Source organism: Paracraurococcus ruber (genome assembly GCF_004353985.1).
GTDB lineage: Bacteria > Pseudomonadota > Alphaproteobacteria > Acetobacterales > Acetobacteraceae > Paracraurococcus > Paracraurococcus ruber.
Window position 1 is genome coordinate 42,743 of sequence record NZ_SMOA01000018.1, and the last position, 7,526, is coordinate 50,268.

Genomic DNA, 7,526 nt, shown 5'->3' on the forward strand with positions numbered 1-7,526 from the left:
GCCCGGCGAGTGTGGCTCGGTGCGTGTGGCCCGGGGGAGGGCGCCGTACGGGTAACCGCGCAGCCCGCGCCCGGGTTCGCCGCGGCAGGACCCCGGATCGGTGCCGCGGGGCCTGCCGGGACCAAGGCCACCGGGCGCGCCGGCGCCGGCCCGCATGGCTTGGCCGCGGCGGCTCAGGCCATGGCGGTGCGGGGCGGCCGCACCGCCCAGTTCATCGCGCTCGCCGCGATGCCCACCGCGATCATCAGCGGCCAGAAGGCCTGATAGCTGCCCGCCGTCTCCAGCAGCACCGCGCCGGCGGCGGCGCCGAGGAACCCACCGACCTGGTGGCTGAGGAAGCAGACGCCATACAGCGCGCCGAGATCGGCGACGCCGAAGCGGCGGGCGATGGCGGCGCTGGTCAGCGGGATGGTGCCGAGCCAGACGAAGCCCATCACCGCGGCGAAGACCACCGTCCCCGCATAGGTCGGCGTCGAGAAAGCGAAGCAGGCGATGGCGATGGTGCGCAGCAGGTAGATCCAGCCCAGCGCCAGTTCCGGCCGCACATGGCTGCTCACCTTGCCGCAGAGCCAGCTGCCCGGGATGTTGAACAGCCCGACCGTCATCAGCGCCGTGGCACCCAGCCCGATGGGCAGCCCGCAGAGCGCGATATGGCTGGGCAGGTGCATGGTCAGGAAGGCGAGCTGGAAGCCGCAGGCGAAGAAGCCGGCGGTCAGCAGGGCGAAGTCGCGGTCGGCCAGGGCCTGCCGCGCCAGGGCCGGCAGCCCGGCCAGGCCGGTGGAGCGCTGCCCCGCCACCTGCCGCGGCGCGCCCCATTCGATGCTGCGGGAGATCGGCAGGATGACCAGCAGGCTGAGCGCCAGGATGCCGAGGGTGGCGACGGCGCCGACGCTGCCGATCAGGCTCTGCGCCAGCGGCACCATGGCCGCCTGGCCGAGCGAGCCGCCGGCCGAGGCGAGGCCGATCATCTCGCCGCGCTTCTCCGGCGGCACGGCGCGGCCGACCGCGGCCAGCGCCGCGCCGGTGCCGCAGCAGGATACGCCGATGCCGGTGAGGACGCCGATGCCGAACAGGATCGCGGTGGCGGTGGGCCAGAGCGCCGGCAGGCCGAGCCCGGCCGCCAGCAGCAGGGCGCCGCCGGCCATCACCCGGCCGGCGCCCCAGCGATCGGCGATGGCGCCGCTGACCGGCTGGGACAGGCCCCAGACCAGGTTGTGGATGGCGACCGCGGTGCCGAGCACGGCGGGGGAGATGCCGGCCTCGGCCGAGAGCGGCAGGAGGAAGAGGCCGAAGGTCTGCCGCATCCCCAGCGCGAGGCTGATGGAGGCGGCGGCCGCGGCGACGACGGTCCAGATGGCGGGGCGCATCCTGCCATCAGGAAGAAAGCGCAAGCGTCCCGCAAGCGCGTCGCACGCCGACCCTGCCATGCCCGGGCGGGGTATCTCGAACGGCGGCGGCAACCGCGTCACCGCCGGCCGGGAGGAGATGGAGGGGCGCGGCGCCCCGGTCAGGCCAGGCCGGACGCCGGGACCCGGAGCACCGATTGCCGGCGCTGGGGCAGGCACCCCAACACCCCAAGCAGGGCGGGGCCTGCGCGGCCGCCGGTCAGCACGCGCCAGGTGGGTCGGGCGCCCGGAGCCGGTGCGGCGCGCCGCCCAGACTGGGCCGTAGCGCCAGCCGGCGGACTCCCCAGGCGCGGGAGCCCCGCGGGAGCCCGGTGCGGCGGTGGCTCAGGCCGGGCGCGGCATCGGCACGGACGCGGGGCGGCGCGTCGGCCGGGACGTGGCAGCCGGGGCCGGCTTGGCCACCGCGACGGCACGCTCGATCTCGCCGCGGCTCAGGCCGATATCGGCCAGCTCGCGGTCGGTCAGCGCGCCGAGCTCGGCGCGGGCGCGGGCCCGGGCGGCCCAGCCGAACAGCGCGTCGCCCAGCCGGGCGAGGAGCTGGCGCGCGCCCTCGGTCAGGCCGGCCTGGTAGGCGGCCGCCGCTTCCAGCCGCAGGGCACGGGCGCGCTCGAGCGCGGGGGAGACGGGGAGCGGGAGGAGGTAGGCGGCCTCCGCCCGGGTCAGACGGGCATCCATGGGAGTGACATCCAATCAGCATCTGCCGGGGTCGCCCGGCACGGTGGGCGGCGGGTCGCCGCCTTCGCAGATGCAACATAGGTTCGCGCCTGCAGCATTTGGCCTGCGAAGCGACGGACGGAGCCATGCTTGCGTGACATGGATCTCTGTGGATATGCGCATTTTTGATTAAGCTCTTGTCCCGCTTCCGCCACCCGGCGATTCCGGCGAGACTCCCTCCCACCGCCCTCCAATCGCCCCGAGCCTCGAGGAACCGCCCATGACGCCCGCCGAACGCCTTGCCGCGCTGCGCGCCGAACTCGACCGGGCCGGGGTGCAGGGCGTGCTGGTGCCGCGGGCGGACGAGCATCTCGGCGAATATGTCCCGCCTTCCGGCGAGCGGCTGGCCTGGCTCACCGGCTTCACCGGCAGCGCCGGCCTCGCCGTGGTGCTGGCCGACCGCGCCGCGCTGTTCACCGATGGCCGCTACACCACCCAGGCGCAGCAGCAGCTCGACCCGGCGCTGTGGGAACTGCGGCACATCGTCGATCAGCCGGCGGCGGAGTGGCTGAAGGAGCACGCGGCGGGCCGGCGCATCGGCTACGACCCCTGGCTGCACCCGGAGGCGGCGCTGAAGCGGCTGGAACCCGCCGGCGTGACCCTGGTGCCGCTGCCGGCCAACCCGGTGGACGCAATCTGGCGCGGCCGCCCGGCGCCGCCCGCCGCGCCGGCGGTGCCACATGCCCTGGACCATGCCGGCGCCACGGCGGAGGACAAGCGCCTCGCCGCCGCCAGGGCGCTGCGGGAGGCGGGGGAGGATGCCGCGGTGCTGGCCGACAGCCACTCCATCGCCTGGCTGTTCAACATCCGCGGCGGCGACCTGGCGCATACCCCGCTCGCCCTCGGCTTCGGCCTGCTGCGGGCGGATGCGACGGCCGAGCTGTTCATGGAGCCGGGGAAGGTCCCGGCGGAGACCCGCGCGCATCTCGGCAATGCCGTCACGGTCCGCCCGCGGGACGCCCTGCCAGGCGCGCTGCGCGACTTGGCCGGCAAGACGGTGCGGGTGGACCCGGAGGCGACGCCGGCCTGGTTCGCCGAGACGCTGCGCGCCGCCGGCGCCAGCATCACCGCCGGCGACGACCCGGTGCGGCTGCCGCGCGCCTGCAAGAATGCCGTGGAGCAGGAGGGCGCCCGCAGCGCCCACCGCCGGGATGCGGTGGCGCTGGCGCGCTTCCTCGCCTGGTTCGCCCAGGCGGCGCCGACGGGGCGGGAGACGGAGATGAGTGCCGCCGACCGGCTGCTGGAATTTCGCCAAGCGGTGCCGCTGTTCAAGGCGGAGAGCTTCCCGGCCATCAGCGGCGCCGGCGAGCATGGCGCGGTCATCCATTACCGCGCCACGCCGGAGAGCGACCGGCCGATCCGGCCGGACGAGTGCTACCTGATCGACAGCGGCGGCCAGTACCTGGACGGCACCACCGACGTCACCCGCACCCTCTGGACCGGGCCGGGCCCGGCGCCGGCCCTGCTGCGGGAACGCTACACGCGGGTGCTGCAGGGCCATGTCGCGCTCTCGGTGCTGCGCTTCCCCAAGGGCGTCGCCGGGCCGCATCTGGACGCCTTCGCCCGCCGCGCCCTGTGGGAGGCCGGGTTGGACTACGACCACGGCACCGGCCATGGCGTCGGCAGCTTCCTGTCGGTGCATGAGGGGCCGGCGGCCTTCAGCCGCGCCGCCAAGCCGGTGCCGCTGGCGCCAGGAATGATCCTGTCGAACGAGCCGGGCTACTACCTGCCGGGGCAATACGGCATCCGGATCGAGAACCTCCTCCTGGTGCGGGAGGCGGAGGCCCGGCCCGACCAGGTGAAGCCCTTCCTGGAATTCGAGACCGTGACCCTGGCGCCCTATGACCGGCGGCTGATCGAGGCAGCGCTTCTCTCGCCGGCCGAGCGGGCCTGGGTGGATGCCTACCAGGCGCGAGTGTTGGCGGAGGTCGGGCCGCTTTGCGACGCGGCCACCCGGACCTGGCTTGCGGCGGCCTGCGCCCCGCTCGGCTGATCAGCGCGCGCCCAGCAGCAGCCGGGCGCCGAGCAGCAGGAAGACGGTGCCGGAGGCGCCGTCCAGCCAGCGGCGGGCATGGGCCAGGCTGCGGGCGATGCGGGCGGCGGCGCCGATCAGCAGCGCGTAGAAGGGCAGGGCGAGCAGCGGCATCAGGACGCCCAGCAGCACCATCTGGAGGGCGGCGGGCGCCCGGCCCGGATCGACGAATTGCGGCAGGAAGGCCACGAAGAACAGGCCGACCTTGGGGTTGAGCAGGTTGGTCACCGTCCCCTGCCGCCAGGCCGCCGCGGGGGAGAGCGGCGGCGCCCCTGCGCCGCCCGCCGCGGGACGCAGCGCCGCCCGTACCGCCGCGACCCCCAGCCACAGCAGATAGGCGGCGCCGAGAAGCTGGATGGCACGGAACAGCCCCGGCGCCGCGGCCAGCAGGGCGGACAGCCCGAGCGCCGCCAGGGCCACATGGCAGAGCACGCCGGTATAGACGCCGGCCGTCGCCGCCCAGCCCCGGCGGGCGCCGCCGGCGAGCGTCTGGCCCAGCACGAAGGCCATGTCCGGCCCCGGCGTGACGATCAGCACCAGGGAGGCGAGGGCATAGGCGAGGAGCAGGGAGGGATCGAGCGGCATGCGCGACGCATGCCGTGATGCCGGTCATCAGGGAAACGCAAAATCCTGATCTAACGCATCACCGCCGTTGATGCGCCCGGCTTCCGTCACAGCTCCCGAAGAGGCGTCTCGTGCCGCCCGGCCGCCATGCCGATAGCTGGATCGTTCCGTTGCGCCTGCGGTCGCCGCAACGTCCCTGGGCGCGATTTTCGCGGTCGGGTCCCGGGCCGTCGGTCCGCCGGCACCGGGCCCATCGGGCCGCGGCGCATGGCAGGCAGCGGCCAGTCAGGCCCGCGGCGTCACCGGAAGGCCCAGCGCAGCGTGCTGGCCACGCCGAGCGTGCCGGCGCGCAGCAGCGGCACGCCCAGCCGCGGCGGCAGGCCGTGCATCCGCCGCGCCCAGCCCGGCAGCAGGTCCAGCCCGGCCTCCTGCGTCAGGCGCTGCAGGGGCTCCTGCCAGGGGCTGTCGGCGCGGCGGGTCAGCAGCACCCGCGCCGTCTCCCGCACCCGGTGGTCGACCAGCAGCTTCGGGCGGAAGCCGTGCAGGATGGCGCGCGCCTCCGCCCTGCTGCGCGGCAGCGGGTCGGCCCCCAGCATCTCCCCGACCACCGCCATCTCGGCGAAGTAGCGGTCGCGGTCGGCGCCCGACATGCCGGGCTCGCCATAGCGGATCCAGCCCTCGAGGAAGGTCGTCGCCTCCGCCACATGCACCCAGGCCAGCAGTTCCGGGTCGTTGGCGGCATAGGGCGTGCCGTCCGGCAGCGTGCCGCGGACATGGTCGTGGATGGCCCGCACCCTGGCGATGGACGCCTCGGCCTCCTCCCGGCTGCCATAGGTGGTCAGCGCGATGAAGCGGGCGGTGCGGCGCAGCCGGCCCGCCAAATCGTGGCGGAAGCGGGAATGGTCCCAGACGCCGGCCAGCACCGGCGGGTAGAGCATCTGCAGCATCAGCCCGGCGATGCCGCCGACCATCATGGAGACCACGTCGCCATGCACCCGCCAGGCGACGGCGCGTGGGCCGAACAGCCCGTCCGTGCGGCGCTGCACCGGCCGCTCCCCGCGGCTGCGGTCGTTGAACAGGGCGACGACCTGGCCGGCGATGGCCTGCTTGACGGGCCGGGCCAGCAGGTCGCCAAGGCTGCCGGCGGAGGCGGCGGCGGGATAGGCCATCAGCCGGCCGCCGGCGCCGGAAAAGCGTTGCAAATCATGACTCTCAGGTGGCCCTGGGCGGGGCCGGGTCAAGCATCCGTTCCGCCGATGCCGGCCTATTGCCGGCGGCATTCCCCGGCTCCGTGGCCATCGCCGGCATGGCGGTGCGCCGGGCGAGCCATGCCCTTCCTGGCCGGCCGGGTCGCCGGGCGGGGCGCCGGGTGGGTCGCAACGCGGGGCGCCCTGGCGGCCGAGGCGCGGCCCCCGGGACGCCCGCGTGCCGCGCTCAGCCTTCCAGCCGCAGCACCTTCGCGGCGGTGCGGCCCAGCACGTCCAGCTTCTGCTCGTCGTTCAGCGAGTCGCTGGCCATGATGTGGTCCACCGGCTTCAGCGCCCAGGGGTAGGGGTAGTCGCTGCCCAGCACGATCTGCGAGGCGCCGACCTGCTGCTGCAGGTGGCGGATCGCCGACGGCGTGAAGATCAGGCTGTCGAACCAGATCTGCCGCAGGTACTCGGTCGGCTTCTTCTTCAGCTGGACATTCGGGTCGCAATTGGCCGGTGCCACGGTGCAGGCATGGTCCGACCGGTCGGCATAGGAAGGCAGGAAGCCGCCGCCATGCGCGGCCAGGATCTTCAGGCCGGGAAAGCGGTCCAGCGTGCCCTGGAAGATCAGCTGCGACAGCGCGATGGTGGTATCCAGCGGATTGCCGATGGCATTCGCCAGCCAGCCATTGCCGCGGAAGCGCTGCGCCAGCTGCGGCACGCCCTGCGGGTGGATGAACAGCACCGCGCCCAGCTCCTCGGCCTTCTGCCAGACCGGGTGGAAGCGCGGGTCGGAGAACTCCCAGTCCCCGACATTGCCGCCGATGGCCGCGCCCTTCAGGCCCTGGCGCTGCATCGCCGTGGTCAGTTCCTGCACCGCCAACTGCGGATCCTGCAGCGTGAGGGAGGCGAATCCGGCGAAGCGGTCGGGATGCGCGGCGCAGAGCTCCGCCATCTTCTCGTTCTGCACCTTGACGATCTGCGCCGCGTTGTCGCGGTCCCGCCGGTACCAGAAGGGGTTGACCGACAGCACTTCCATGTCCACGCGCTGCGCATCCATGGCGGCGAAGCGCTGCTCGAGCGAGATGAACACCTCCTCCGCGCCGCGGACATTGTTCAGCAGCACGGAGCGGTCGTTGTTGAGCAGCGGCAGCGTCGCCTCGAAGGCGCAATGCGCGTGCACGTCGATGGTCTTCACGGACTTGCCGTTGACCGCCACGGCCTCGAAGCCGCGGCGGCGCTGGCCCTGCCCCTGGGACTGCGCCTGGGCATCGGCGGCGTCGAGCAGGCCGCAGCTGCAGAACAGCACGCCGCTGGCGGCGCCGAGGAATTGCCTGCGGGATGGCATGGACGATCTCCCTTCCTGTCTTGTGCTTGACGGGAAGGCTGGCGCGCCGGCGCGGCCAATGCAAACCCCAATCGTCCGCCTGCGGCGCCCGCCCCGGTCGGGCGCGGCGCCGGACGCGTACGCGGATGACCCCGGTTGCAGCGCCGAGCCGGCGGTCGCCGCGCGGCGCCGCGGCGGAGAAAGACCGTCGGATCGCGCCGTGGCGCCGGCCCGGTCGCGGGCGCGGCGCCACGCCTGGCGGCGGCCCGCCAGCATGGCGCCATGCGCCTCTC

6 protein-coding genes are annotated in these 7,526 nt (G+C 74.2%); 1 reads left to right on the forward strand and 5 read right to left on the reverse strand.

The features are described from left to right. Positions 1-173 precede the first annotated feature (173 nt). Complete coding sequence (locus tag E2C05_RS06230) at positions 174-1,367, reverse strand: MFS transporter (protein WP_158291975.1); 1,194 nt, start codon at positions 1,365-1,367, stop codon at positions 174-176. A 363-nt stretch (positions 1,368-1,730) separates the two neighbouring features. Further along, positions 1,731-2,081, reverse strand: coding sequence for a DUF1127 domain-containing protein (locus tag E2C05_RS06235; protein WP_133218745.1), 351 nt, complete (start codon positions 2,079-2,081; stop codon positions 1,731-1,733). Positions 2,082-2,340: 259 nt separating this feature from the next. Between E2C05_RS06235 and E2C05_RS06240 the strand changes: the two genes are divergently transcribed. Next, positions 2,341-4,113, forward strand: coding sequence for an aminopeptidase P family protein (locus E2C05_RS06240; protein WP_133218746.1), 1,773 nt, complete (start codon positions 2,341-2,343; stop codon positions 4,111-4,113). On the opposite strand, the gene E2C05_RS06245 is transcribed toward E2C05_RS06240, so the two are convergent. The 3 genes from E2C05_RS06245 to E2C05_RS06255 form a co-directional block, all read right to left on the reverse strand. Next, positions 4,114-4,737 carry a LysE family translocator gene (locus E2C05_RS06245; protein ID WP_133218747.1) on the reverse strand — a complete coding sequence of 208 codons (624 nt, stop codon included), beginning with the start codon at positions 4,735-4,737 and terminating at the stop codon, positions 4,114-4,116. Between the two features lie 278 nt (positions 4,738-5,015). Beyond that, positions 5,016-5,885 carry an oxygenase MpaB family protein gene (locus E2C05_RS06250; RefSeq protein WP_133218751.1) on the reverse strand — a complete coding sequence of 290 codons (870 nt, stop codon included), beginning with the start codon at positions 5,883-5,885 and terminating at the stop codon, positions 5,016-5,018. 265 nt (positions 5,886-6,150) lie between these two features. Beyond that, positions 6,151-7,254 carry an amidohydrolase family protein gene (locus tag E2C05_RS06255; protein ID WP_133218748.1) on the reverse strand — a complete coding sequence of 368 codons (1,104 nt, stop codon included), beginning with the start codon at positions 7,252-7,254 and terminating at the stop codon, positions 6,151-6,153. Positions 7,255-7,526: the final 272 nt, after the last annotated feature.